Raw genomic sequence first — 23,814 nt, 5'->3', positions numbered from 1 at the left:
GGTGCACGGCACCGTCGAGGTACACGGAGCCGAGCCGCCGGGGTGTCCCGTGCTGTCCGGCTCCCCCACAGGGAGAGGCACCCGCCGATCATGAACGTTCGCCGCAGCGCCGCGGTCCTGGCCGCCGTCGCCGTGATCGGCGCCGCCACCCCGGCCGTCGCCGACCCGTCCCCGTCGTCGTCCCGGGCGTTCCCCTCCGCCCTGTACGGCTCGACCGACCCGAAGTACGACGGGGTGTGGCGGCAGTCGCTCGCGCTGCTCGCGCAGGACACGGTGGGTGTGAAGCCCGCGGCGAAGGCCGTCCGCTGGCTGGAGCGTCAGCAGTGCGCGGACGGTTCCTTCGCCTCGTACCGCCCCGACCCCACGGCCGCGTGCGACGCGAAGACCCTGCGGGACACCAACGCCACCTCCGCCGCCGTACAGGCCCTGGCCGCACTCGGCGGGCACGACGACGTCACCGGCAAGGCCGTCGGCTGGCTGAAGTCCGTGCAGAACGAGGACGGCGGCTGGGGTTACTCCCCCGGCGGGGCCAGCGACACCAACTCGACGTCGGTCGTGACGGGCGCTCTCGCCGCCACGGGCGAGAAGCCGGGCCGGGTCGAGAAGGACGGCAAGTCCCCCTACGACGCCCTGCTGAAGCTCGCCCTGCCCTGCGGCGGGGACGGCGACGGCGCCTTCGCCTTCCAGCCGGACAAGAAGGGCGAACTGGCCGCCAACGCGGACGCCACGGCCGCCGGCGTGCTGGGCGCCCTGGGCAAGGGCATGGTCGTCGAGCCCGGCGAGAAGCCCACCGGGCCGTCCGGTGCCGCCTGCGCGAAGGCCGGGACCCCGGAGCAGGCCGCGGCCAACGGAGCCGTCTACCTCACCGCCGCACTGGCCAAGGACGACGGGCACCTGATGTCCGCCCTGGCCGGTGCCGAGCCCCAGCCCGACTACGGCAACACCGCCGACGCCGTCGTCGCGCTCGCCGCGCGGGGTGAGATGGCACCGGCGGAGAAGTCCGTGCGGTGGCTGGCGAAGAACTCCGCGTCCTGGGCCGCGCAGAGCGGTCCTGCCGCCTACGCCCAGCTGATCCTCGCCGCCCACGCGACGGGCACGAACCCGCGTGACTTCGGCGGCGCGGACCTCGTCAAGCAGCTGAACGAGACGGGCCCGGCTCCGCAGGCCGCCGGGAAGACCAAGGCCTCGGCCGCGAAGGAGGACTCCGGCTCGGACTTCTTCGGGGTCTGGTGGTACGTCGGTGTCTGCCTCGTCGCCGGGATCGGCATCGGCTTCCTGTTCACCGGCCGCAAGAAGCAGCAGCACCTGTGATCCGCCGCGCCCTTCTCCTGCTCCTGGTCCCGCTCCTGGTGTGCGCGGGTGCGGGCCAGGCCCAGGCCACCGGTTACCGGTACTGGTCGTTCTGGGAGCGCGACGCCGGGCGGTGGGTCTACGCCACGCAGGGCCCGTCCCTGGCCCGCCCCTCGGACGGCGACGTCCAGGGGTTCCGCTTCGCCGTGAGCGAGGACTCCGCGGACGCGGCACAGCCGCGTGGCAAGGCCGGCTTCGCGGCGATCTGCGCGAAGACGCCCGCGCGGGACGGCAGCAAGCGGGTGGCCCTGGTCCTCGACTTCGGCACATCCTCGGACGCCCCCGGCGGCGAGACCCCGCCGACCGCGCGGACGGCCTGCGCCCGGGTCTCCCCCGACGCGACGACGGCCGACGCCCTGGCAGCGGTGGCCAAGCCCCTGCGCTACGACACGAACGCCCTGCTGTGCGCGATCTCCGGCTATCCGGAGCAGGGCTGCGGCGAACAGGTGACGCGGAAGCAGACCCCGGAGCAGGGGAAGCCCACGGCGGAGGAGAAGACCTCGTCGGACGACGGCCCGTCCCTGGGCCTGGTCGCGGGCATCGCCGTGGTGGCGGTCCTGGGCGGCGCGGCGATCTGGCAGGTACGACGGCGTGGGTGACCGTCCCACTCGGCCTGCGGACAATCGGGCCGCCGAGGAGTACGACGGCGCGGGTGACCGTCCCGCCCGGCCTGCGGACAAACGGGCCGCCGAGGAGTACGACAGCGCGGGTGACCGCCCCGCCGCGCCTGCGGATCGTGCCGCCGAGGATCACGACGGCGCGGGCAGCCGTGTTCCCCGGACGGCGGGCAGGCGGGCCGCCGATCCACCCCGGCCCCGCTCCCGGCGCCCGGGCCAACTGCACCCCGGCGCCTGGTGGCTGTGGGCGCTCGGTCTCGGGACCGCGGCCACCCGCACCACCAACCCCCTCCTCCTCGGACTCCTCATCGTGGTCTCCGCCTACGTCGTGGCCACCCGCCGCCCCGACACCCCCTGGTCCCGCTCCTACGGCGCCTTCGTCAAACTCGCCCTCGCCGTGATCCTCATCCGCCTCCTCTTCGCGACCGTCCTAGGCTCGCCCATCCCCGGCACCCACACCCTCCTCACCCTCCCCGAGCTCCCCCTCCCCGCCTGGGCCCAGGGCATCCGCCTCGGCGGCGAGGTGACCGCGGAGGCCCTCGCCTTCGCCCTGTACGACGGTCTGAGGCTGGCCGCCCTGCTCATCTGCGTCGGCGCCGCCAACGCCCTCGCCAACCCCTCCCGCCTCCTGAAGTCCCTCCCGGGCGCCCTGTACGAGCTGGGCGTCGCGGTCGTCGTCGCCCTCACCTTCGCCCCGAACCTCATCGCCGACGTCCGGCGTCTGCGCGCCGCCCGCCGGCTGCGCGGCCGTCCGGACCGGGGCGTCAGGGGCCTGCTGCAGGTGGGACTGCCGGTCCTGGAGGGCGCGCTGGAGCGCTCCGTCTCCCTCGCCGCCGCGATGGACGCCCGCGGCTACGGCCGTACCGCCCGGGTCCCGGCCGCCGTACGCCGTACCACCGCCGCCCTCACCCTCGGCGGCCTGCTGGGCGTCTGCGCGGGAACGTACGGCCTGCTCACGGCCGAGGGTGGCGCGTACGGCCTGCCCGTGCTCCTCGCGGGTCTCACCGCCGCCCTCGCGGGTCTCAAGCTCGGCGGCCGCCGGTCCCTGCGCACCCGTTACCGCCCGGACCGCTGGGACGTGCGCGCCTGGCTGGTCGCCGTCTCCGGCGTCGCGGTCGCGGCCCTGCTCGCCCTCTCCGCGGCACACGACCCCGCGGCCCTGCACCCGGGCGTGGTCCCCCTGGTCGCGCCCGCCCTCCCCCTCTGGCCGGCCGCGGCCGTACTCCTCGGCCTGCTGCCCGCGTTCGTCGCCCCCGACCCCAAGGAGCCGTCGTGATCCGCTTCGAGGATGTCTCCGTGACCTACGACGGGGCCGACGCACCCACCGTCCAGGGGATCGACTTCGAGGTGCCGGAAGGCGAACTCGTGCTGCTGGCGGGCCCGTCCGGCGTGGGCAAGTCCACCGTCCTGGGCGCGGTCGGCGGGCTCGTCCCGCACTTCACCGGCGGTACCCTGCGCGGCCGGGTCACGGTCGCGGGCCGCGACACCCGGCTCCACAAGCCGCGCGAACTGGCCGACGTGGTGGGCACGGTGGGTCAGGACCCGCTGTCGCACTTCGTCACCGACACCGTCGAGGACGAACTCGCCTACGGCATGGAGTCGCTGGGCCTCGCCCCGGACGTGATGCGCCGCCGCGTCGAGGAGACGCTCGACCTGCTCGGCCTCGCCGGCCTGCGGGACCGCCCGATCGCCACCCTCTCCGGTGGCCAGCAGCAGCGCGTCGCGATCGGCTCGGTCCTCACTCCGCACCCGGACGTCCTCGTCCTGGACGAGCCGACCTCCGCGCTCGACCCGGCGGCCGCCGAGGAGGTGCTGGCCGTCCTCCAGCGGCTCGTCCACGACCTCGGCACGACCGTCCTCATGGCCGAGCACCGGCTGGAACGCGTCATCCAGTACGCCGACCGGGTCGTCCTGCTCCCGTCCCCCGGCGCCCGCCCGGTCCTGGGCCCCCCGGCCGAGGTGATGGCCGTGTCCCCGGTGTACCCGCCGGTGGTGGCCCTGGGCCGCCTGGCGGGCTGGACCCCCCTCCCCCTGACGGTCCGCGACGCCCGCCGCAGGGCAGGACATCTGAAGCAGCAGCTGAAGAGCGCCCCTCTTGAGGGGCGCGGGGAACCGCGCGACAAGCCACGGACGACCCGCATCCGCGAGCGATCCGCGCAACCCACCCCCATAGGCGAAGTACGGAGCCTCTCGGTAACCCGCGGCCGCATTCAGGCCCTCAGCCACATCGACCTCAGCATCACCCCCGGTGAGACCATCGCCCTCATGGGCCGCAACGGCGCCGGAAAGTCCACCCTGCTCAATGCCCTGGTCGGCCTGGTCAAACCCACGTCCGGAGCGGTCCGACTCGGCGGAGCGACACCCCACCGCACCGCCCCGAAGGACCTCGTCCGCAAGGTCGGCCTGGTCCCGCAGGAGCCCCGCGACCTGCTCTACGCCGACACCGTCGCCGCCGAGTGCGCGGCGGCCGACCGGGACGCCGGCGCGACCCCCGGCACCTGCCGGGCCCTCGTCTCGGAGCTGTTGCCCGACGTCATCGACGGCACGCACCCGCGCGACCTCTCGGAGGGGCAGCGGCTCGCGCTCGCCCTGGCCGTGGTGCTGACCGCCCGGCCCCCGCTGCTCCTGCTGGACGAGCCGACCCGGGGCCTGGACTACGCGGCTAAGGCGCGGCTGGTGGCGGTGCTGCGCGCACTGGCCGACGACGGGCACGCCATCGTCCTGGCCACGCACGACGTGGAGCTCGCGGCCGAGCTCGCGCACCGGGTGGTGCTGCTGGCCGAGGGCGAGGTGATCGCCGACGGCCCGACGGCCGACGTCGTGGTGTCCTCGCCGTCGTTCGCCCCGCAGGTCACGAAGATCCTGGCGCCGCAGCACTGGCTCACGGTCACCGAGGTCCGCGCGGCCCTGCACCCCGAGGCCGGCTGATGGGCGCCCCCACGGCCCGTGTGCGGCAGGCCCGGGCCGTCCGCCTCGGCCCGCGCTCCGTCATCGCCCTGGCCCTGGTCAGCGCGGTGGGCGTGGCCGGTTTCACCTGGCCCTTCCTCACCCCGCCGACCTCGCGGCTCAGCGCGCACGCGCAGGACGCGCCCTGGCTCTTCGCGGGCCTGCTGGTGCTGCTCGTGGCGGTGGCGGGTGCGGCCGTGGCGGAGGCCGGTCTCGGCCCGAAGGCGGTCGCGATGCTCGGTGTGCTGGCCGCCACGGGAGCGGCCCTGCGGCCGATCGGTGCCGGTACCGCCGGTATCGAGCCGATGTTCTTCCTGATGCTGCTGAGCGGCCGGGTGCTCGGCCCGGGCTTCGGGTTCGTCCTCGGCTCGGTGACGATGTTCGCGTCGGCGTTGCTCACGGGCGGGGTCGGGCCGTGGCTGCCGTTCCAGATGCTGGCGATGGGCTGGTTCGCGATGGGGGCCGGCCTGCTGCCGGGCGCGGACCGGCTGCGTGGCCGGGCCGAACTCGTGATGCTCGCCGGCTACGGCTTCCTCGCCGCGTTCGCCTACGGCACGGTGATGAACATGGCGGGCTGGCCTTTCATGGGTGCTCTCGCCTCGAACGTGGCCTTCGACCCGCACGCGCAGGTCGCCGTGAACCTGGCCCGTTTCGTCGCGTACTGCGTCGCCACCTCGCTCGGCTGGGACCTGGGCCGGGCCGTCGTCACGGTCGTGCTGAGCCTCACCGTGGGGCCCGCGGTCCTCAGGGCGTTGCGCAGGGCCACGCGCCGGGCGGCCTTCGAGACGCCGGTCACGTTCGAGGCGTCCCGGCAGTGAGGCCCCCCACATGACCCGCGTCACGTACGAAGCAGGGCCGTAGCAACAAGTCCCCGGTCACCCCCATGGGGCGGTGCGGACATGCGGCCCGGCCTAGTAATGGCGGGCTTTGCGGGCACGGCCGGGGCCCTGCTTCCCTGGACGACCAGGCGGCGGCCCCCTGATCCCCGGGGCCGTCGCCTGCGCCATGTCCGGAGCGGATACGTCAGCCCGTGCTCACCGGCAGCTCCTTCACCCCGTTGATCCACGCCGACCGCAGCCGCCGCGGATCCCCGACGAGCCTCAGCCCGGGCATGGCGTCGGCGATCGCGTTGAAGATGAGGTTGATCTCCAGGACGGCGAGGGACTTGCCCAGGCAGTAGTGCGGACCACCGCCACCGAAGCCGAGGTGCGGGTTGGGATCGCGGGTGACGTCGAAGGTGTCCGGGTCGTCGAAGACCTCGGGGTCGTGGTTGGCCGAGGCGTAGAACAACCCGAGCCGGTCGCCCTTGCGGATGCGCTTGCCACCGAGCCCGGTGTCCTGCGTGGCGGTGCGCTGGAAGGCGGCGACGGGGGTCGCCCAGCGCACGATCTCCTCCGCCGCCGTGTCCGGGCGGTCGCTCTTGTACAGCTCCCACTGTTCCGGGTGGGTGAGGAAGGCGTGCATGCCGTGGGTGATGGCGTTGCGGGTGGTCTCGTTGCCCGCGACGGCCAGCATCAGCACGAAGAAGCCGAACTCGTCGGAGCTGAGATTGCCCTCGTCCTCCGCCGCGACGAGCTGGGTGACGATGTCGTGGGCCGGGCACTGCTTGCGGTCGGCGGCCATGTTCATCGCGTAGGCGATGATCTCCGTGGCCGACTCGGCACCGACCTCCTCGGTGATGGCGTACTCGGGATCGTCATAGGCGATCATCTTGTTGGACCAGTCGAAGATCTTGTCCCGGTCCTCCTGGGGGACGCCCATCAGCTCGGCGATCGCCTGGAGGGGCAGTTCGCAGGCGACCTGGGTGACGAAGTCGAACGGCCCGGTGTGGGCGCGGGCGGCTTCGACGATGGAGTGGGCCCGCGCCCGCAGCCTGCCCTCCAGCGCCCGGATCGCCCGGGGCGTGAAGCCGCGCTGCACGATCTGCCGCACGCGGGTGTGTTCCGGCGGGTCCATGTTCAGCAGGATCAGCCGCTGCGCGTCGATGGCGTCGCGCTCGATGTGCTCGTTGAAGCGGATGATCGCGGTGTTGAGGGACGACGAGAACAACTCCGGATGCGTGGAGACGTACTTGACGTCGGCGTGCCGGGTGACCGCCCAGTAGCCCTCGTCCTGGAAGCCTGCGAGACCGGCCGGCTGCGGCACCCAGCAGACGGGTTCGGCGCGGCGCAGCTCGGCGAACTCCGGCAGGGGCACCCGCTGGTGCAGCAGGTCGGGGTCGGTGAAGTCGAACCCGTCGGGCAGCGCGGGACAGGGCATGGGCGGCTCCCACCACTCGTACCGACTCATCGGCCTGACGGCCCATCAGCTGTGCGGAGTTGCGGTGACGGTAGTAACGGGTTCTACAAGTAGCAAGAGGCACGGGCCCGCCAATTGCCCGCACGACTATTGCGGTCACCGAGCAGCCCTCAGCACACTGCTTGCAGAACTAGAACGCGTACTAGTTCCGCTGAGCCTCCCGGAGAGGACCCGCACCCATGGCTGCCGAACCCGTGATCGTCGAAGCCGTACGCACCCCGATCGGCAAGCGCGGCGGCGCGCTCGCCAACCTCCACCCCGGCTACCTCCTGGGCGAGACCTACCGCGAACTCCTGGGCCGCACCGGCATCCCCGCGGACTGCGTCGAGCAGATCGTCGGCGGCACTGTCACCCACGCGGGCGAGCAGTCCATGAACCCCGCGCGCACGGCCTGGCTGGCCATGGGGCTCCCGTACGAGACGGCCGCGACGACCGTGGACGCGCAGTGCGGGTCCTCCCAGCAGGCCTCGCACATGGTGGCCAACATGGTCGCGGCGGGCGTGATCGACGTCGGCATCTCCTGCGGGGTGGAGTCGATGTCCCGGGTGCCGCTGGGGTCGGGCTCCAAGCACGGGCCCGGCAAGCCGTTCCCCGACGAGTGGAACGTGGATCTGCCGAACCAGTTCGAGGCGGCCGAGCGGATCGCCCGGCACCGTGGACTGACCCGCGACGACGTCGACGCGCTGGGCCTCGCCTCGCAGGAACGGGCCGCGCACGCCTGGGCGGAGGAGCGCTTCAAACGGGAGACGTTCGCGGTGCAGGTCCCCACGACCGAGGAGGAGCAGCACGCCGGGCAGGGCATGTGGCGGCTGGTCGACAAGGACGAGGGGCTGCGCGACACGACGGCGGAGGCGCTGGCCGCGTTGAAGCCGATCATGCCGACGGCGGTGCACACCGCCGGGAACTCGTCGCAGATCTCCGACGGGGCGGCGGCGATCATGTGGGCGTCGAAGCGGATGACCCGGGCGCTGAAGCTGCGGCCCCGGGCCCGGATCGTGGCCCAGGCGCTGGTGGGATCCGACCCGCACTTCCACCTCGACGGCCCGATCGACGCGACGAACGCGGTGCTGGGCAAGGCCGGGATGTCGTTGAAGGACATCGACCTCGTGGAGATCAACGAGGCGTTCGCGTCCGTGGTGCTGAGCTGGGCGCGGGTCTTCGACCAGGACCTGTCGAAGGTCAACGTCAACGGCGGCGCGATCGCGCTCGGGCACCCGGTGGGAGCGACCGGGGCCCGGCTCATCACGACGGCGCTTCACGAACTGGAGCGCGCGGACAAGGAGTTCGCTCTGATCACCATGTGCGCGGGCGGCGGTTTGGCCACCGGCACGATCATTCAGCGGTTGTAGACGCCCAGTCGACGAAGGTGGTGAACGCGGCGGGATCGAGAGTGAGGACCGGTCCCGCCGGGGCCTTGCTGTCGCGTATGGCGACGGTGGCGGGGGCTTCGGCGACCTCGACGCAATCGCCGCCCTGGTCACCGCTGTAGCTGGACTTACGCCAGGCCAGGTTGCCGATCGGCGCGCATTCGACGCATTCCCCGCCTTGATCGCCGCTGTAGCTGGACTTACGCCACTGCGTCCCCGCCGGAAGCGCGTTGCTCGCCATAGCGTTCCTCCATCAATCGCCGGATCAACTCCGCCGAATCCCTGAGGGAGAGCGCGGCGGCCTGCAGATGATCGTAACGGAGCGAACAGTCCCTGACGGTGTCCGGATTCGCGGTCGGATGCCCGCTGCCGTAGCCCTCTGTGTAGACGATGGCCGCGTCGCTCGCGAACCGGAAGACGGTGAACGAGCCTTGCATTCCTGCATGCGCCCCAGCAGAGAACGGCAAGATCTGAATGTTGACCGCGGGGGTGCGCTCGAAGGCCAACAGATGGGCCAGTTGCCCCCGCATGGTCTCCCGACCGCCCACCTCCTGGTACAGGACGGATTCACTGATGACCATCCAGAGGACCGCGGCCTGCCCCTTCTCGAGGATGCGCTGTCGTGCCAACCGGACGGCAGTGCGGTCTTCCAGGTCGGTGTCGTCCAGCACCCCGAGCACGCCACGTGCGTACTGGGGGGTCTGCAGAAGGCCGTGAATGGCGTTGGCCTGGAAGGTACTGACCTCCGTCGCCCGCCCCTCCAACTCAGCCACCTGCTGGAACCACGCCGGAAGCCGACTCCGCAACACCAACTCGACGAGGCGGGAGAACATGCCGTCCGTCCCCAGCGCCGCATCCGCCCGTTCACTGAACTCGGGCGTCGGAAGCTTTCGGGCCGTCTCGATCTGGCCCACCAGGGAGCCGGTGTAGTTGAGGATGTCCCCCAACTGCCGCTGGGTCAGCCCGGCGGCCTCCCTGCGCCGCCGCAGCTCGAAACCGTAGTAGTCGAGCGGCGACGCACCCGGGTCGAGGGAGTTGATGTGAGTCACGACGAAAGCCCCTCTCGCGCAACGCGGTCCACAACGGAACCGGTTGTATCCGTTCCGTAGCCGAGGGTAGTCATCGCACGTCAGCCTCGTCTCGTGAACGAATACATTCCGGCCCAGTACGCGATGCGTCTCACTGTCGGCGCGCACGCCCCCCGGCACGTCCGCCGTATCGTCCGCTCCTTCCTCGAGGAGTGGCGCATGCCCGAGCTGTCGGACGCCGTGGAGCTGGGCGTGACGGAGCTGCTCGCCAACGTCGTACGGCACGTCCCGGACCGCCGCTGCGCGCTGCTGTTGCTGCGGCAGCGCACCGGCGTACGGGTGGAGGTCACGGACGGCAGCGATGAACTGCCGCGCATCCCGCAGGTGCCGGACACGGAGGCCGAGAACGGCCGGGGCCTGCTCCTGCTGGACGCGATGGCCGACAAGTGGGGCGTGTCGCTGTGGTCGGGGGGCGGGAAGACCGTGTGGTTCGAGTGCGCGGGCCGGCCCCACGGGGAACAGGAGCCGCCCCCGGCGACAGCCCGTCAGCAGAATGGCGCGTCAGGTGCGTTGGCCCAGAAAGAGAGGAACGACCAGGTCTGGGCTCCGATGCGGCCGTCGACGACGATGCCGGCGCACTGCTGGAAATCCCTGGTCGCGGATTGCGTGATGCGGCCGAAGTCGCCGTCCTCGTCCAGGCCGGCGCCGATCGCCTGGTTCAGATAGCACTGCGCCTGCTGGACCACCGCCCCGGAGGACCCCAGGTGCAGGGTCGGCCGATTGTCGGTGAAGTCGCATACGTCGTCGGGCCCTTGAGCCACGAGAGCTGCTGGATGCTTCAACTGGTCGACTGCCGTGGCGTGTTTCACGGCGGCGGTCGCATGGGTTGAATGTGACGCTGCCACAGCCGGTGTTCCCGCCAGGGAAATCGGAAGAGCCAGCGCCGCCAGGACGGTGAGCACACGTCGCATGCCGATCACCTCCAGGGAGGGATGCCCTTCCTCTCATCGTGCGCGGCCCTCAACCTGGTTGCATCTCGGGGAGGAGCCATGGCCGGGCGGCCGGACGGTGGAAGGACGGGGACGCGGGCCCTGAAGCAGATAGGTCAGGCCGAAGCCGGCCGCCACCACCACCGCTCCCCCGGCCGCGTCCAGCACCCAGTGATTGCCGGTCGCCACGATCGAGAGGCCGGTGAGCAGCGGATGCAGCACACCCAGCGCCTTGACCCACCACCGGCGCGCCAGGACCGCGATGACGAGCCCGCACCACAGCGACCAGCCGAAGTGCAGGGACGGCATGGCCGCGTACTGGTTGGTGAGGGCGGTGAGCGTGCCGTAGTCGGGCCGGGAGAAGTCCTGGGTGCCGTGCACGGTGTCGATGAAGCCGAGCGTCGGCATCAGACGGGGCGGGGCGAGGGGGTAGAGCCAGAAGCCGACCAGGGCGAGCAGGGTGGCGAAGCCGAGGGCGGAGCGGGCCCAGCGGTAGTCGCCGGGGCGGCGCCAGTAGAGCACCGCGAGGACGGCCAGTGGGACCACGAAGTGGAATGACGTGTAGTAGAAGTCGAGGAAGTCCCGCAGCCGGTCGATCGTGACGACGGTGTGGTTGAGCCAGTGCTCGACGTCGATACGGAGGGCCCGTTCGACGTCGTAGACCTGCATGCCGTGCTCCTCGGCCTCGGCGCGCCCGGCCGAGTTGCTGCCTCCGGTGGCCGCGAGCCGGACCTGGGAGTAGGCGGCGTAGGTGACACGCAGGAGGAGCAGTTCGAGCAGGAGGTTGGGCCGGCTGAGGATCCGTCGCAGGAACGGCACCAGCGGCACGTGCCGGAAGCGGGTCGGCGCGGTGGGCGCGGGGGCGGGCGGTGCCGGTGACCGGTAGGCGGGCGAGGAGCGGGACAGGAACGGCACCGCGGTGGCGGCGGCGAGCGCGGCCAGCAGGACGACGTTGTCGCGCAGCGGCCGGAGGAACGCCATGTCCGGCAGCAGCATCCGGGCCGGCAGGGTCATGATCAGGACGACGGCGACCGGCCAGACGTAGCGGTCCGAGGCGCGGGTGCCGGCCCGGCCGACGATCGCGAGCAGCACCCACAGCAGCTGGTGCTCCCAGGCGGTGGGCGAGACGACGATCGCCGCACAGCCGGTGATCGCGACGGCGAGCAGCAGCTGGCCGTCACCGAAGTACCGCACGGCCCGGCGCAGGGCCGTGACGACGACGGCCGCGCCGAGCGCCAGGAAGAGCGCGATCTCCACGGGACCGTCCAGGCCGAGCCGGAGCAGCGCGCCGTGCAGGGACTGGTTGGCGAGGTCGTCGGCCCGCCCGCCCAGGCCGGCGCCCGCGAGATGGTGGACCCAGTACTGGGAGGAGTCGTGCGGCATCGCGGCCCAGGCGAGCCCGGTGCCGGCGGCGAAGGTGACGCCCGTGGCGAGCGCGGCGCGTCTGCGGCCGGTGCACCACAGCAGCGGCGCGAACAGAAGCAGGGTGGGCTGGAGCGCCGCCGCGACGCCGATGAGCAGGCCGCTGGTCCGCTGGCCGCGGGCGGTGAAACAGCCGAGCAGGACCAGCAGGACCGGGATGATGCTGGTCTGGCCGAGCGACAGCGTGCTGCGGACGGGCAGGGACAGCATCAGCAGACTGACGGCGGCCGGCGCGGCCAGCAGGGCCGTGCGGCGGCTGACCGGCGGGGGCAGGGCGCGAGCGGCGATCAGGCCGAGGGCGACGACGAGCAGCAGCGTGCCGAAGGTCCATCCCCAGCCGAGCGCCTGTTCGGCCGAACGGGTGAGGGGTTTGAGGACGAGGCCTCCGAAGGGCGTGCCCGTGAAGCGCGTGGAGTCGTAGAGCGAGCCGTTCACATGCAGCACGCCGTTCGGGCCGACCCAGGTCTCCAGGTCCGTCAGCCGCTCACCGCGCGGGGTGGCGAGGACGACGGCCACCTGCCGGGCGGCGAGGAGGGCGGCGATCAGCCACAGTCCGAGCCGGGCGGCGCGCAGGCGTGTGCGGGCCCCGTCGGCGGCCGTCGTTCCGAAGCCCTCCGCCGGTCGTCCGCCGTGGTCCGCGTTCGCCACGCCTCATCGACCTTCCGCAGCAGTTCATCCCACATGTCCAGAATGTGGTGATTTACCCAATGAACCCTATGGGGAGCGGGCGGCCCCGGGGAAGAAGGCGCGGCAACCACGGAGCGGAAGGCGCGACAGCCGCGGAACGACTGGCGGCCACCTCACGGCGGAAGCGACAAGGATCACATGAAGATCACGTGACAACCGTCGACGAGGGGGCAGAAGCGCCAGCACAGCGACGGTTTACATGCAGCGTGCAACGACTTCCGTACCGCCCGTAAGCGGAGCAAATCCGCCTATCGTCGCTTTTTCGGCCCGTACGACAGCGCCGCCGCGCGGGACCGCGTCCCTGTCCCCGTCGAAAGGTAGGCGAGTCAGCCTTGTCGACTGCCTCAGTCGTCGCCCCCGCTTCCCTCGTGAAGTCCCGCCCGGCGAAGACCCCCGACCCCACCGTCACCGACCCCGCGCTCGTCAAGCGCGCCGTGAAGGCGGCCGCGCTGGGCAACGCGATGGAATGGTTCGACTTCGGCGTCTACAGCTACATCGCCGTCACCCTGGGCAAGGTCTTCTTCCCCTCGGGCAACCCCACCGCCCAGCTGCTGTCCACGTTCGGCGCCTTCGCCGCGGCCTTCCTGGTCCGCCCCCTCGGCGGCATGGTCTTCGGCCCGCTCGGCGACCGCGTGGGCCGCCAGAAGGTCCTCGCCCTCACCATGATCATGATGGCCGCGGGCACCTTCGCGATCGGTCTGATCCCGTCGTACGCGACGATCGGTGTCGGCGCGCCGATCCTGCTCCTGGCCGCCCGGCTCGTGCAGGGCTTCTCCACCGGCGGCGAGTACGCGGGCGCCTCCACCTTCATCGCCGAGTACGCCCCCGACAAGCGGCGCGGCTTCCTCGGCAGCTGGCTGGAGTTCGGCACGCTGGCCGGCTACATCGGCGGCGCGGGCCTGGTCACGATCATGACCGCCCTGCTCTCCACCGACGACCTGACCTCCTGGGGCTGGCGCATCCCGTTCCTGATCGCGGGCCCGATGGGCATCATCGGCCTCTACCTGCGGATGCGCCTGGAGGAGACCCCGGCGTTCGCGGCCGAGGCGGAGAAGGCGGAGAACAACCGCCCGAAGACGCCGCTGCGCGAGATGGTCGCGGGCCAGTGGCGGGCGCTGCTGCTCTGCGTCGGCCTGGTGCTGGTCTTCAACGTCACCGACTACATGCTGCTGTCGTACATGCCCAGCTACCTGACCGGCCAGCTCCACTACGACGAGACGCACGGCCTGCTGGTCGTCCTCGGCGTGATGGCCGCGATGATGATCGCCCAGCCGTTCGTCGGCGCGCTGACCGACCGCGTCGGCCGCCGCCCGGTGATCGCCACCGGCTGCGCGGGCTTCCTGCTGCTGTCCGTCCCGGCCCTGCTGCTGATCCGCGAGGGCAGCCTGCTCGCCGTCGCGCTCGGCATGGGCGCCCTCGGCATGCTGCTGGTCTGCTTCACCGCGTCGATGCCGTCCGCGCTGCCGGCGCTGTTCCCGACGAAGGTCCGCTACGGCTCGCTGTCGATCGGCTTCAACGTCTCGGTGTCCCTCTTCGGCGGCACGACCCCGCTGGTGGTCACGGCCCTGATCGGCGCGACCGGGAACATGATGATGCCCGCCTACTACATGATGGCGGCGGCCGTCGTCGGCGGGTTCGCGGTGTGGCGCATGGCGGAGTCGGCGGGGCGTCCGCTGCCCGGTTCGGCGCCCTCGGTGGCGGGTCGACACGCCGAGTGAAAACCCGCTGACAGCGCCGCGCGCACCAACTATCTTCGTCAGCGCCAGTAGTTAGGGATGCTAACTATGCTGACGAAAGGTAGAGGTGCATGAGCGAGTCGCACGTCTGGGACGAGGTCGACGCCTACTTCACCGCCCACCTCGCCCCGGACGACGAAGCACTGGCGGCCGCCCTGCGGGACAGCGACGCCGCCGGGCTTCCGCACATCAACGTCGCCGGGAACCAGGGCAAGCTCCTCCAGCTCCTGGCCCAGATCCAGGGCGCCCGGCACATCCTGGAGATCGGCACGCTCGGCGGCTACAGCACCATCTGGCTGGGCCGGGCCCTGCCCGCCGACGGACGGCTGGTCTCCCTGGAGTACGACCCCCGGCACGCCGAGGTCGCCGTCCGCAACATCGCCCGCGCCGGTCTGGACAAGCTCGTCGAGGTGCGGGTGGGCCCGGCCCTCGAGTCGCTGCCCAAGCTGGCCGACGAGAACCCGCCCCCGTTCGACCTGGTCTTCATCGACGCCGACAAGGCCAACAACCCGCACTACGTGGAGTGGGCGGTCAAGCTCACCAGCACGGGCAGCCTGATCGTCCTCGACAACGTCGTACGGGGTGGGCGGGTCGTCGACGCGGACAGCACCGCCCCGGACGTGACGGGCACCCGCACGGCGATCGAGCTGATCGCCGGCCATCCGAGGCTGAGCGGCACCGCGATCCAGACGGTGGGGATGAAGGGCTACGACGGGTTCGCACTGGCGCGCGTGCTGGCGTGAGGCCCTGCCGCGAGCCGGGACGGTGGGGACGAAGGGCTACGACGGATGCGCGCCGGCGGGCAGGCCGGCGCGCGGCCCTGCGGTCAGACCTCGTGGTAGAAGCCCACGTTGACGCTGCGCGGGGCGGTGCGGTCCTGGATGATGATCTCGCCGCTGCCGCCCCTGGGCAGCGGGACGGTGCCGCCGTAGGCGAGCGGCTGGACGTACTCCCCCATGGTCAGCCGCACCTCGGAGGACGGGTCGGGCTGGGAGCCGCGCAGCCAGGTGAGCTGCCAGGTGCCGTCCGGCCCGCACAGGAACTCCAGGTGGACGCGGGAGACGAACAGCCAGTCGTCCGGCGTGCTCAGCCGGCACACGGACTTGTCGCGGCCCACCCGCAGCACCGCGCCCGGCTCGCTTGGCGCTTCGGCCATGAGCATGCCGGCCGTGGCGCCCGCCTCCGCCTCCGCGACGGTGGCCATGGTGAGTTCGAGCACGTGCGCTCCTTCGATGAGGTCCCGGGCCGTCCCCGGGGGCCAGACAGGTTCCTGGCCCGCCGCATGATAAAACGCCCGGCTGCGCGGTGTCCGGCACAATGGCCTCATGACCGAGCGAAAGCCACCGGGCGTCGACTTCGAGTCCTGGGTCGACAAGCAGATCCGTGACGCGGAGACGCGCGGGGAGTTCGACCGGCTGCCGGGCGCGGGCGAACCGCTCCCCCCTGACATCGAGAGCACCTACGACGAACTGTGGTGGGTCAAGCGGAAGATGGCCCGCGAGGGCTTCTCCGTCCTCCCGCCGGCCCTGGCCCTGCGCAAGGAGGCGGAGGACGCGCTGGACGCCGCGCTCGCGGCCCCCTCGGAGCGCATCGTCCGGAAGATCATCGACGAGGTCAACGTCAAGATCCGCGACATGATGTTCAAGCCGCCGCCCGGCCCCCCGCTGGGAAAGAAGCCGTACGACGTCGAGGACGTCGTACGGCGGTGGCGGGAGCGCCGGGCGGATCGCTGACCGGGGGGATCACCCCGGGTCACACGTGCAGCAGCCGTTCGGCCAGCTCGCGGTAGTCCTTCAGGGCCAGCCGGAGCTGCTCGGTGTCGGCCGACGACACGGACCTGCTCTCGCCGCCCTCGACGGACTGCCAGGAGTGGCGCAGGGTGCGGCGGCGCTGCGTCACGGCCTCGGCGAAGCGGGCCGCGATCTCCTCCAGGACGTGGTCGGCCTCCTCGACGGCGGCCCGGGGCCCGTCGACGAACCCGGCGACGGCGTGCTGCAACTGCCCGCCGAGCTTGTCGCACTCCTCGTGGGCGAGGAGGTGGGCCCGGTGCTCGGCGGAGCCCGCTTTGTCGGAGCCGGTGCCGTGGTCGCCGCGGGGCCCCCCGGATTCCAGCCGGTCCGTGTCATGCCGGTCCGGGCCGTGCCGGCCGGTGTCATGCCGGTCCGTGTCGTATCCGTCCGTGTCGTATCGGCCCGTGTCGTATCGGCCCGTGTCCTGCCGGTCCGCGCGCCGGTCGGTGCCGGGCACTTCGGTGCCGTGCGCCGCGGCGCGGTCCGCGTCGGTGCCGAGTGGGACGTGGCGGCCGGTGTCGGTGCCGGGTGCGGCGCCGCGGTCCGTTCCGGTTGCGAGGCCGTGACCGGCTTCGCGGGGCGGTTCCGGACTCCGGGCGGTCTCATGACGGCCCGTCTCCGGTGCGCTCGTGCGGCGGCCGGTGCCCAGCGCGCTCTCGCCACGGGCGTCCGGGGCATCCGTCGTCTGGTCGCCGGGCGGTCGGGACATGTCGGTCATTGCCTCAACTCTCCTTCGCCTGACGTCGGTTCATCGCCCACGGCAGGTGACCGCCGCGGGCCGGGGCCTTGCGGCCGCCGTTCAGGGCGGCGCGCTCGCGGCCACCGTCGTGCCGTCCGCCGGTGTGGCCGCCGCCGTCGTGGCGGGCGGGCTTCACCAGCTCCTCGAACAGGGCGCGGGCCGCCACGAAGGCCTCACGCATGTCTTCCGTGCCCTGGCCGCCGTCACGGGCGTCCTCCGCGCGCAGATGCGCCGCGCGGTGCACGCGCCGGTAGCCGTCGACGTGGTGGGCGTGGTGCACGGACAGCGCGGACAGCTGTTCCTCGTACTGCCCGCCGTCCGGGAAGCCGCGGGCACCGGCGACCTCGGCGAGCAGCCGGTCCGCCTCGGCGACGGCCTCGCGCGGCGAGTCGACGAACCGCTCCTGTGCGGCCGTCCAGCGCGTCTCGAACTGCTCGCGCTGCGCCGGATCCAGCGGCCGCTCGCGCAGGTCGCCGTGGCGCTGCACGCGCTCGGTCAGCTCGCGCTCGGCCGCTTTGGCGTCACCGTCGTGCCGGGCGACGGCCCGCTCGTACTCGGGTCCGAAGCGCCGCTTCAGGCTCGGGCCCCGCCGAGGGCCGCGGGCACGCAGGGTCATGACGGCCGCGATGACAACGACCGCCGCGATCACGATCAGAGCAATGATCAGGCCAGTGGACATGAATGCCTTCCGGGTTCTCGGCCCAACCGGCCCTCCTCGCGGACCGGTTCACTCATCGGGTAGCCCCGAAGCCCGTCTCCAAACGGTGTTCGGCCGTATCCGCGGCGCACACGGTGGCCGGAACTATTCGGTTGCATGTCCGATGGGGTGCCTGCGGAGAATGCGTTTCGTGATGTGGACCGTGACGCCGGAACCATTCGACTCCCCCGTCGCCACCGCTCTGTGGCGGGCGTACTACACCGAGGTCAGCGACCGCTGGTACCTGCTGCACGAGGGGCGCCGGACCGACCCGGCCGAGCTGGAGCGGGAGATCGCCGCCCCGACCGGTGCCGATCTCGCCCCGCCGCGCGGGCTGCTGCTCGTCGCCCGGTACGACGGTGAGCCGGCCGGCAGCGCGGGCGTACGCATGCTGGACGGCACGACCGCCGAGCTGACGCGGGTGTTCCTGTACGAGCCGATGCGCGGCCGGGGCGGCGCCCCGCTCCTGGTGCGCGCCGCCGAAGGCGCCGCTCGCGCACTCGGCGCCACCCGGTTGATCCTCGACACCCGCGGCGACCTCGTCGAGGCCCGCGCCCTCTACGCCCGTCTCGGCTACACGGAGACCGAACCGCACAACGACGACCGTTACGCGGAGCACTGGTTCTGCAAGGAACTGACCTGACCTCAGGGCCGCTCCTGCGCGGGGCGCGCCCGGTAGGGGCGTTCGCGGCGTGACCCGCACAGTTCGCCGGTCAGCTCCCGTACGAGATGTTCCAGGTCGGCCGGCCGGTCCGGTCCCCACCAGTCGCCGAGCAGGGCGGCGAGGGACTCCTCGCGGGCCGCGGCCAGCCGGTCGGCGACCTCGCGCCCTTCGCCGGTCAGGACCATGTCCACGCCCCGGCGTACGGCCAGGCGTCGCCCCTCGGCCTGCCGGACGGCCTCCATGATCACGGCCAGCGGCACGGGCATGGTGTCGGCGAGCACGCCCGGCTCCACCGAGCCGTGGCGCCGCATCCGCAGCAGCAGCCAGCTCGTCGCGGGCAGCAGGTCGTAGCCCGCCCGGGCGGTGATCCGCCGGTAGACCTCGCGCCGCCCCGCGCGGGTGCCGAGCACCGACAGCGCGCGGCACACCTCGTCGTACGAGGACCGCTGCACCGGGTTGCTGGCGAGGGTCTCGGTGGCGTCGGGGGCGGTGACCGAGCCGCGCAGCCGGTCCTCCCTCAGGAACCAGGCCAGCACGAAGCCGAGGAGCGCGACGGGGGCGGCGTACAGGAAGACGTCCGTGATGGACACGGCGTAGGCGTGCAGGGCCGGCGGGCGCAGACCGGGCGGCAGGGCGGCGATGCCACGCGGGTCGGCTTCCAGTGTGTCCACGGAGGTGCCGGGCGGCAGCGTGCTGCCCCGGAAGGCGTCGGTGAGCTGGTCGCCGAGCCGGCCCGCGAAGACCGTGCCGAAGACGGAGACGCCGAACGCGGCGCCGATGGAGCGGAAGAAGGTCGCGCCGGAGGTGGCCACGCCCAGGTCCGCGTAGGGGACGGCGTTCTGCACGATGAGCACGAGGACCTGCATGACGAGGCCGAGTCCGAGGCCGAAGACGAAGAAGAAGCCGCTCAACTCGGCGGTGGAGCTGTGCTCGTCGAGTTGGTGGAGCAGGAGCAGCCCGAGCGTGGTGATGCCGGTTCCGGCGATCGGGAACACCTTCCAGCGGCCGGTCCGGCTGACGATCTGGCCGGAAGCCGTCGACGCCAGCAGCAGGCCCAGCACCATCGGCAGCATGTGCACACCCGACATGGTCGGGCTGATGCCCTGCACGACCTGGAGGAAGGTCGGCAGGTAGGTCATGGCGCCGAACATGGCGAACCCGACGACGAAACTGATCACGGCGGCGAGGGTGAAGGTCCGCACGCGGAACAGCCTGAGCGGCAGAACGGGTTCGGCGGCCCGCCGCTCGACGGCGACGAAGGCGACGGCGAGGACGGCGCCCAAGACCGCGAGTCCGACGATCTGCCAGGACCCCCACGCCCAGGTCGTGCCGCCCAGCGAGGCGACCAGCACCAGGCAGGTGGCGACGGCGGCGATGAGAAGGGTGCCGAGGTAGTCGATGACGTGCCGCTGCGACGTGCGCGGGAGGTGCAGGACCGTCGCGATCACGGCGAGCGCGACGACGCCGACGGGCAGGTTGACGTAGAACACCCAGCGCCAGCTCAGATGCTGTGTGAACAGGCCGCCGAGCAGCGGTCCGAGCACACTGGTCGCGCCGAAGACGGCGCCGAACAGCCCCTGGTAGCGGCCGCGTTCACGAGGGGGCACCAGGTCGCCGACGATCGCCATCGACAGCACGATCAGCCCGCCGCCGCCGAGCCCCTGCAGGGCCCGGAACGCGATCAGCTGGGCCATGTCCTGCGCGGCCCCGCACAGCGCGGATCCGACCAGGAAGATCACGATCGCCGTCTGGAAGAGCCGCTTGCGCCCGTACTGGTCGCCGAGTTTGCCCCACAGGGGGGTGGCGGCGGTCGCGGCCAGCAGGTAGGCGGTGACGACCCAGGAAAGGTGGTCCAGCCCGCCGAGATCGCTGACGATCGTGGGCAGCGCGGTGGACACGATGGTCTGGTCGAGGGCCGCGAGCAGCATGCCGAGGAGCAGGGCGCCGATGGAGACCAGGACGTTTCCGGGCACCTGCTCCCGGGGGGCCGCGCCCTGGGGCGTCAGCGTGGCGGCTTTCCCGTCCTCGGCCATCCGACCTCCCGCGTCTGCTGTGACATTTTCCATCGTGACCGCTGTGACCTGTTATGGCCTGCCGGGCCCTTTTGGAAGCAGTGGTTCCGGGGGCTCGTTCATCACGCTGTGGAGAAGATCTGGATAATCTCTGGAGTTCGCGAGGGGAGGGAGGAACGCGTGGAACCGCCGAACGGTCACCCGTGCCCGGAGTGCGGCGCGCCCAGACAGCGGGACAACACCCCCAGTTGCGCCTGCACGCACCGCGCCGCCGAGGCCCTGCTCGACGCCCGCACGACCCAGGCGGCGGCAGCGGAGGACTTCGACCCGCTGCGGATACGCCCGTACGTGGAGATCGACACCGGGGATGCCTCCGGGGGGCGGGCCGGCGAGCAGCCCTCCGACGGACGGACCCCCGGCGAGCAGGCTGCCGGCGAGCAGGCCTCCCGCGAGCAGGCCTCCGTCCCGTACGCCGAGGCCGCGCACCCCGGGGGCGCCGCCCCGCCCGTGTCCCCCGCCGACGTCACCGCGCCGCTGCCGGTCGTCGACCCGGGCGCGACCGCCGCACTGCCCGCCGCTTCCGGCATCTCCGCCGCCCCCGCCACCTCGGCGGTCCCGGCTCCCCTGACCTCCGCCACCACCGAGCCGAGCGTCACGGACCTGCGGGTGTTCGACGGCAGCAGGGGGACGGACCGCGGCGCACCGGAGCCCGGCGAGAGCTCACAGCGTCGGCCTCGTCGGCGCAGCACCCTTCTGGTCGTCGCCGCAGGAGCCTGTGTCGCCGTCGTCGCGGCGGCCGGGTACGCGACCGGGCTGTTCTCCTACGAGAGCCCGTCCCGCGACACCGCCCTGCCGGACGACATCCGGGCGAGTGTGCCGGACGCCCCGTCGAGCAGCGCGGCGCCCTCGGCTGCGGAGGGCAGCGCCACGGCGGTCGAGCCGGCCCCGGCGGCACCGCGCCCGTCGCCCTCCCGCAGCGCCGGCCCGTCCGCCTCGCCCTCGCCGTCCGTGCCGAGCGCCTCGGCGAGCCCGTCGCAGTCGCCCTCTCCGTCGGCGCCGCAGACATCGCCGCCGGCGACCGGCGCCGGCCAGGCTCCCCCGGAGAACTCCCGGCAGAAGGGCGGCCCCACCGTCCTGCGCATCGGCGACCGTGGCCCGGAGGTCACCGAACTCCAGCTGCGCCTGCGCCAGTTGAACCTGTACATCGACGACGCCGACGGCGACTTCGACGACCGCCTCCAGGATGCGGTCCGCACGTACCAGTGGTCACGCGGCATCCAGACCGACGACCTCGGCGCCTACGACGCGGAGACCCGGACCAAGCTGGAGTCGGAAACCAAGCAGCCGTGACGGCCGGGGCCGTCGTGCTCCGAAGCAGTGACCGCCGACGACAGCGGTTCGGTTCGCGCCCACGTGACGCGCACGCGCCGCCCGGCCGACAACAGCGGTCCGCACGCGTGACGCCCACCCGCAGCCAGGACGAGCCGGGTGCCCGGATGAGCCGGGCTGCCTGGACGAGCCGGGCAGTCTGGACGAGCCGGGCGGTCTCGACGAGCCGGGCAGTCTGGACGAGCCGGCGGTCTCGACGAGCCGGCGGTCTCGACGAGCCGGGCAGTCTGGACGAGCCGGGCTGCCTGGACGAGCCGGGCTGCCTGGACGAGCCGGGCAGTCTGGACGAGCCGGCGGTCTCGACGAGCCGGGTGCCCGAACGAGTCGGGCCGTCCGGACGAGCCGGGCCTCCCGCCTCAGCCGATGTGGAGGCGGACCGTCCCGTCGCCCACGGTTTCCACCCGCACCTTCGTGAGGTCCTCGACCACCACGTCCGGCCCGTGGGCCGCGGCCCGGGACCCGATCCCGACCACTGTCATCCCGGCGGCGCGACCGGCCGCTATCCCCGCTCCGGAGTCCTCGAACACCACGCAGTCCGCGGGGGCGATCCCCAGCTCCGCGGCGCCCTTCAGGAACCCCTCGGGGTCGGGCTTGCTCGCCCCGACGGACTCCGCCGTCACCCGCACCCCGGGCAGTTCCAGACCGGCCGCCGCCATCCGCGCCGTGGAGAGCGGCACGTCCGCGGAGGTCACCAGCGCGTGCGGCACCCCGCGCAGCGCGGCCAGGAACTCCGGCGCCCCGGGGATCGCGACGACACCCTCGGTGTCGGCCGTCTCCTCGGCGAGCATCCGGGCGTTGTCGGCGTGGTTCTGCTCCATCGGCCGGTCGGGCAGCAGCAGCGCCATGGAGGCGTAGCCCTGCCGTCCGTGGACGACCGTCATGACCTCGTCCCCGTCCAGCCCGTGGCGCTCGGCCCAGCGCCGCCAGACGCGCTCGACCGAGGCGTCGGAGTTGACGAGGGTGCCGTCCATGTCCAGCAGGAGGGCGCGGGCGGTGAGCACGGCGGTGGCCGTCATCGGCAGCTCCAAGGCTCGGGGCGCGTTCCAGCGCGGCGAGGGGCTGACGGCGGATCGCGACCGGCACGCCCCGGGGGGGGACAAGGCGGCCCCGCCCGCCGGTCAGGGAAAACGGGCGGAGGCCACTTTGTTCCTCCACGGTACAAAACAATCCCGGTTCTGCGCCAGGGGGCCCCACCGGACGTTCACCCGCGGTTCGGCGCCGGGGTCATCCGGCCACGGCCTCCCACAGGCTCCACAGCCCGAGCGCCAGCATCACCAGCGCCGCGATCTGCGTGATCAGCCGCAGGGGCACCTTCTTCATCAGCGCCTTCCCGCCGACGATGCCGAGTCCGGCCACCGTCCACAGGGCGAGCACCGCACCCAGGCCGACGGAGAGCGGGTCGTCGTAGCGGGCGGCCAGGTTCGCGGTCATGATCTGGGTCAGGTCACCGAACTCGGCGACCAGGATGAGCATGAAGCCGGCGCCCGAGACCTTCCAGAAGGACTGGTTCTCCGGCTTGCGGATCTCCTCCTCGTCCTCGCCCTTCTTGAGCAGCAGCACCGCGGCCCCGCCCAGGAAGAGCACACCCGTGAGGGCCTGCACGATCTGCTGCGGCAGCAGCGTCAGCACACTGCCGGCCGCCACGGCGAGCGCGACGTGCAGCGCGAAGGCGGCGGCGACACCGGCGAAGACGTAGGAGGCGCGGTAGCGGGTGCCCAGGACGAGGCCGGCGAGAGCGGTCTTGTCCGGCAGTTCCGCGAGGAAGACGACGCCGAAGACGACGGCCGTCACGGTCAGGCTGATCAAGGGTTCCTCAATCGGTCGGGGCTGCCCCACCGAGAGTGCTGGACTTCGCACGCGACACCTCGGCACGGCAGCACACTCGGAATCCCGTGCCGGGAGGCACGGGTGTGCACTGCTCTGCCGAAGGTCTCGCTGGCAGGTCCGGGAAAGGACCTGCCTCCGGGCGCCGGCTCAGGCGGGCTGAGCAGTATGTCGACGGTCCGGCGAAGAGCTACTCCCCTTCTGCGCCGTCCATGGTACGGGACGCGCCTGGACTGAAAAGTTCCGCCTGAAATCTTGT

General features: G+C 72.3%; 22 protein-coding genes and 1 pseudogene. 12 read left to right on the top strand and 11 right to left on the bottom strand.

The features are described 5' to 3' along the window. The first annotated feature begins 90 nt into the window (after window positions 1-90). The 5 genes from ACIQU3_RS27605 to ACIQU3_RS27585 all read left to right on the top strand — a co-directional run bounded on the left by ACIQU3_RS27605 (window position 91) and on the right by ACIQU3_RS27585 (window position 5,731). Complete coding sequence (locus ACIQU3_RS27605) at window positions 91-1,311, top strand: prenyltransferase/squalene oxidase repeat-containing protein (protein WP_403928211.1); 1,221 nt, start codon at window positions 91-93, stop codon at window positions 1,309-1,311. Next, complete coding sequence (locus tag ACIQU3_RS27600) at window positions 1,308-1,949, top strand: SCO2322 family protein (RefSeq protein ID WP_403928209.1); 642 nt, start codon at window positions 1,308-1,310, stop codon at window positions 1,947-1,949. The genes ACIQU3_RS27605 and ACIQU3_RS27600 overlap by 4 nt, the downstream gene beginning before the upstream one ends. A gap of 238 nt (window positions 1,950-2,187) precedes the next feature. After that, a complete protein-coding gene (locus ACIQU3_RS27595) occupies window positions 2,188-3,243 on the top strand; it encodes an energy-coupling factor transporter transmembrane component T (RefSeq protein WP_403928332.1) in 1,056 nt (351 codons plus the stop codon). Then, entirely contained in the window at window positions 3,240-4,895 is a 1,656-nt protein-coding gene (locus tag ACIQU3_RS27590) for an ABC transporter ATP-binding protein (RefSeq protein WP_403731815.1), read from the top strand. Before ACIQU3_RS27595 ends, ACIQU3_RS27590 begins: the two co-directional genes overlap by 4 nt. Continuing rightward, window positions 4,895-5,731, top strand: coding sequence for an ECF transporter S component (locus ACIQU3_RS27585; protein WP_403928207.1), 837 nt, complete (start codon window positions 4,895-4,897; stop codon window positions 5,729-5,731). Before ACIQU3_RS27590 ends, ACIQU3_RS27585 begins: the two co-directional genes overlap by 1 nt. 205 nt (window positions 5,732-5,936) lie before the next feature. On the opposite strand, the gene ACIQU3_RS27580 is transcribed toward ACIQU3_RS27585, so the two are convergent. Further along, window positions 5,937-7,172, bottom strand: a complete 1,236-nt coding sequence (locus tag ACIQU3_RS27580; RefSeq protein ID WP_403731809.1) for a cytochrome P450 — start codon at window positions 7,170-7,172, stop codon at window positions 5,937-5,939. A 218-nt stretch (window positions 7,173-7,390) separates the two neighbouring features. Between ACIQU3_RS27580 and ACIQU3_RS27575 the strand changes: the two genes are divergently transcribed. After that, window positions 7,391-8,560, top strand: coding sequence for a steroid 3-ketoacyl-CoA thiolase (locus ACIQU3_RS27575; protein ID WP_234845298.1), 1,170 nt, complete (start codon window positions 7,391-7,393; stop codon window positions 8,558-8,560). On the opposite strand, the gene ACIQU3_RS27570 is transcribed toward ACIQU3_RS27575, so the two are convergent. Together ACIQU3_RS27570 and ACIQU3_RS27565 are read right to left on the bottom strand one after the other, a co-directional pair. Beyond that, entirely contained in the window at window positions 8,544-8,819 is a 276-nt protein-coding gene (locus ACIQU3_RS27570; RefSeq protein ID WP_403731805.1) for a DUF397 domain-containing protein, read from the bottom strand. The genes ACIQU3_RS27575 and ACIQU3_RS27570 overlap by 17 nt on opposite strands. Beyond that, complete coding sequence (locus ACIQU3_RS27565; protein WP_403731802.1) at window positions 8,779-9,627, bottom strand: helix-turn-helix domain-containing protein; 849 nt, start codon at window positions 9,625-9,627, stop codon at window positions 8,779-8,781. The genes ACIQU3_RS27570 and ACIQU3_RS27565 overlap by 41 nt, the downstream gene beginning before the upstream one ends. Window positions 9,628-9,750: 123 nt before the next feature. Between ACIQU3_RS27565 and ACIQU3_RS27560 the strand changes: the two are divergent. After that, window positions 9,751-10,038, top strand: a pseudogene (locus tag ACIQU3_RS27560) (ATP-binding protein); the annotation flags it as partial. 113 nt (window positions 10,039-10,151) lie between these two features. Here ACIQU3_RS27560 and ACIQU3_RS27555 read toward each other — a convergent pair. Next, window positions 10,152-10,577 (bottom strand): peptidoglycan-binding protein, encoded by a 426-nt coding sequence (locus ACIQU3_RS27555; RefSeq protein WP_403928206.1) that lies wholly within the window; start codon window positions 10,575-10,577, stop codon window positions 10,152-10,154. A gap of 33 nt (window positions 10,578-10,610) precedes the next feature. Continuing rightward, window positions 10,611-12,665 carry a bifunctional glycosyltransferase 87/phosphatase PAP2 family protein gene (locus ACIQU3_RS27550; RefSeq protein ID WP_403731782.1) on the bottom strand — a complete coding sequence of 685 codons (2,055 nt, stop codon included), beginning with the start codon at window positions 12,663-12,665 and terminating at the stop codon, window positions 10,611-10,613. A gap of 371 nt (window positions 12,666-13,036) precedes the next feature. Here ACIQU3_RS27550 and proP point away from each other — a divergent pair, with 371 nt between their 5' ends. Together proP and ACIQU3_RS27540 are read left to right on the top strand one after the other, a co-directional pair. Further along, window positions 13,037-14,422 carry a glycine betaine/L-proline transporter ProP gene (proP, locus tag ACIQU3_RS27545; RefSeq protein ID WP_403731779.1) on the top strand — a complete coding sequence of 462 codons (1,386 nt, stop codon included), beginning with the start codon at window positions 13,037-13,039 and terminating at the stop codon, window positions 14,420-14,422. An 89-nt stretch (window positions 14,423-14,511) separates the two neighbouring features. After that, on the top strand, window positions 14,512-15,183 hold the full coding sequence (locus ACIQU3_RS27540) for an O-methyltransferase (RefSeq protein WP_403731776.1): 672 nt from the start codon (window positions 14,512-14,514) through the stop codon (window positions 15,181-15,183). Window positions 15,184-15,266: 83 nt separating this feature from the next. On the opposite strand, the gene ACIQU3_RS27535 is transcribed toward ACIQU3_RS27540, so the two are convergent. After that, entirely contained in the window at window positions 15,267-15,659 is a 393-nt protein-coding gene (locus ACIQU3_RS27535; protein WP_403731773.1) for a hypothetical protein, read from the bottom strand. A gap of 106 nt (window positions 15,660-15,765) precedes the next feature. Between ACIQU3_RS27535 and ACIQU3_RS27530 the strand changes: the two genes are divergently transcribed. Continuing rightward, window positions 15,766-16,173, top strand: a complete 408-nt coding sequence (locus ACIQU3_RS27530; RefSeq protein ID WP_403731770.1) for a DUF1992 domain-containing protein — start codon at window positions 15,766-15,768, stop codon at window positions 16,171-16,173. A 19-nt stretch (window positions 16,174-16,192) separates the two neighbouring features. Here ACIQU3_RS27530 and ACIQU3_RS27525 read toward each other — a convergent pair whose 3' ends face one another. Continuing rightward, on the bottom strand, window positions 16,193-16,948 hold the full coding sequence (locus ACIQU3_RS27525; RefSeq protein ID WP_403928204.1) for a hypothetical protein: 756 nt from the start codon (window positions 16,946-16,948) through the stop codon (window positions 16,193-16,195). Window positions 16,949-16,952: 4 nt separating this feature from the next. Then, window positions 16,953-17,648, bottom strand: a complete 696-nt coding sequence (locus ACIQU3_RS27520) for a hypothetical protein (RefSeq protein ID WP_403731764.1) — start codon at window positions 17,646-17,648, stop codon at window positions 16,953-16,955. 169 nt (window positions 17,649-17,817) lie between these two features. Here ACIQU3_RS27520 and ACIQU3_RS27515 point away from each other — a divergent pair, with 169 nt between their 5' ends. Beyond that, window positions 17,818-18,309, top strand: coding sequence for a GNAT family N-acetyltransferase (locus ACIQU3_RS27515; protein ID WP_403928202.1), 492 nt, complete (start codon window positions 17,818-17,820; stop codon window positions 18,307-18,309). A 2-nt stretch (window positions 18,310-18,311) separates the two neighbouring features. On the opposite strand, the gene ACIQU3_RS27510 is transcribed toward ACIQU3_RS27515, so the two are convergent. Then, on the bottom strand, window positions 18,312-20,363 hold the full coding sequence (locus ACIQU3_RS27510; protein ID WP_403928200.1) for a DHA2 family efflux MFS transporter permease subunit: 2,052 nt from the start codon (window positions 20,361-20,363) through the stop codon (window positions 18,312-18,314). Window positions 20,364-20,522: 159 nt separating this feature from the next. On the opposite strand from ACIQU3_RS27510, the gene ACIQU3_RS27505 reads away from it, so the two are divergent. After that, on the top strand, window positions 20,523-21,692 hold the full coding sequence (locus ACIQU3_RS27505; RefSeq protein ID WP_403928197.1) for a peptidoglycan-binding protein: 1,170 nt from the start codon (window positions 20,523-20,525) through the stop codon (window positions 21,690-21,692). A gap of 395 nt (window positions 21,693-22,087) precedes the next feature. Here the strand turns inward: ACIQU3_RS27505 and ACIQU3_RS27500 are convergent, their stop codons facing one another. Both ACIQU3_RS27500 and ACIQU3_RS27495 read right to left on the bottom strand, forming a co-directional pair. Continuing rightward, window positions 22,088-22,747, bottom strand: coding sequence for an HAD-IA family hydrolase (locus ACIQU3_RS27500; protein WP_403928194.1), 660 nt, complete (start codon window positions 22,745-22,747; stop codon window positions 22,088-22,090). A 208-nt stretch (window positions 22,748-22,955) separates the two neighbouring features. Then, a complete protein-coding gene (locus tag ACIQU3_RS27495) occupies window positions 22,956-23,537 on the bottom strand; it encodes a TMEM165/GDT1 family protein (RefSeq protein WP_366713151.1) in 582 nt (193 codons plus the stop codon). Window positions 23,538-23,814 lie beyond the last annotated feature (277 nt).

It is taken from the genome of Streptomyces sp. NPDC101110, from assembly GCF_044759525.1.
GTDB lineage: Bacteria > Actinomycetota > Actinomycetes > Streptomycetales > Streptomycetaceae > Streptomyces.
This window is presented reverse-complemented; position numbering and strand designations above follow the sequence as displayed.